This window comes from Streptomyces sp. NPDC007095 (genome assembly GCF_040634475.1).
Taxonomy (GTDB): domain Bacteria; phylum Actinomycetota; class Actinomycetes; order Streptomycetales; family Streptomycetaceae; genus Streptomyces.
The window spans coordinates 1-1,794 of sequence record NZ_JBEYFS010000503.1; the positions used below are offsets into that span (position 1 = coordinate 1).

The window sequence follows — 1,794 nt, forward strand, 5'->3', positions numbered from 1 at the left end:
CCCAAGGCCGGGTAGTTAGGGTTTTCGCAGGTCACGCAAGGGGAGTTGGTGACCATGCTGTGGCGGCGTAGAGGCCGGGGCCGAGCTTGTGGATGAGTCCGCTGGCGGCCCAGCGGTTCAGTTGTCTGTACATGGTTTCCAGGGTGACGTCGCCGAAGTGAGCCGCGATGTCGCGGGGTTGCCAGAGGCGGGTGGGGTCTTCCTCGAGCAGGGTCAGGATTCGGTGTCGGCGGCGCCTGCCAGGGGTGGTGTGCCGATCATCCCGGGAGACGGTCGGCAGTGCGGGCAGCGGATCGGAGGGTTCGAGGATGGTGACGTCGAGGTCGGTGACGGTGCGGCTGGCATCGGGCCGGCCGTCGTTGTCGCATCGCCCGTTGTAGCGGGAGGTCGGTGCTTTGACCTTGCGGGTACTCACCCGCTGCCGCCGGGGTGGGAGCAGGCCGGACAGGATCCGGCGTCCGATGAGACCGACCGGTTCGACGGTCGTGGTGACGACGTCGGCGGCGTGAATGACCTGGTCACGGGCGGCTTGGAAGGCGATAGTGAAGCCGCAGCGGTCGGGGTCTGTGCCAGGGAGGGACTCGGCGGCGTCGACCATAACGGTCCGCAGTGCCTGGTAGAGCGTGAGGAGCGACCACATCTCCTGCTCGATGCCGATGGGGTCACCCGAGCGCAACAGGCGGCCGTTCATGATCGTGTGGCGGAGCGCGTAATACGCCGATTCGTGCTCCCACCGCTGATGGTAGAGATCCACCAACACGGCCGCCGGGAAGCGGCGGGCGTCCGTCAGGGTGGTGGCCAGCCGGTAGGAGCCGGTGAAGACAGTGCCGTCGGTGCAGGTCACGGTGATCTGCGCATCGATGACCCGCACCCGCACGGTGCCGATGACTGACAGATAGGAGCCGTCGACGAGACGGGTGAGAGCCGGTGTGCGCCGGTTGCTGCGGAGCCGTCCGAGGAACTGGGCGCCGGTGGTGGTGACGGCGGAGATGAAGGCGTTGCCGTCGAACCCCTTGTCCCAGAGCACCAGCATGTCCGGCTTCAGAAGGTGCAGCAGGCGGCCCGCGTAGCTCGTCTCGCCCTCGGCCGTCGGGCCGAACACCGCACCGAGCAGGGCCCGGGTGCCGGTCTCGACCAGCGTCATCAACTCCAGCGTCGGATAGCCGTGATGAGACGTTCTCCCCAGCCAGGCCCGGTTCCGATCGGAGTCGGAGACCCTCTGCGAACTGCAGCCGTCGAATGACACCGTCCGGTAGGGCCCGAACCGCACTCCCGGCGTCGTCGGCCTGGCCAACGGCCCGGCCAGTACGTCGAACAACGCCCGAACCGGCGCGCTGCCAAGTCGCCGGCGCAGGTCACGTAACGCCTTCGCGGTCGGGCAGACCACCGGAATCCCGGACAGGCCGGCCGTCAGCTTGTCCCAGACGAGCCGGTAGCCGACCTCGGGGAACAAGCACATCACGAGCAGAAAGTAGACCCCCACCCGCGAGGGCAGATCACGCAGCCGCCGCTGCACCGTCCTCGTCTCCGACAGGACCGCGTCGACGAGCTCGAACGGCACGATCGCCGTCAGTTCCCCCAGATGACCGGGCGCGAACCGGCCCGCAGCCACCGTGACCGTTCGGGTGATAGTCGCCAACGGCGGCGGCAGGACACAATGATCGAGCAACGGAGCTCCTTCGGGACAAGCTGTCTTGGACGACTGCCTGTACCAACGAGCTCCGTTGCTCTACGTCGGAAACTCGCCAACTCCCCTTGCGTGACCTGCGAAAACCCTAACTACCCGGCCTTGGG

General features: G+C 67.3%; 1 protein-coding gene. It reads right to left on the minus strand.

Annotated elements, in window-relative coordinates; translation table 11 throughout:
- Positions 1-31: 31 nt before the first annotated feature.
- Positions 32-1,669, minus strand: a complete 1,638-nt coding sequence (locus tag ABZ656_RS57770) for an IS4 family transposase (protein ID WP_101403398.1) — start codon at positions 1,667-1,669, stop codon at positions 32-34.
- Between the last annotated feature and the right edge of the window lie 125 nt (positions 1,670-1,794).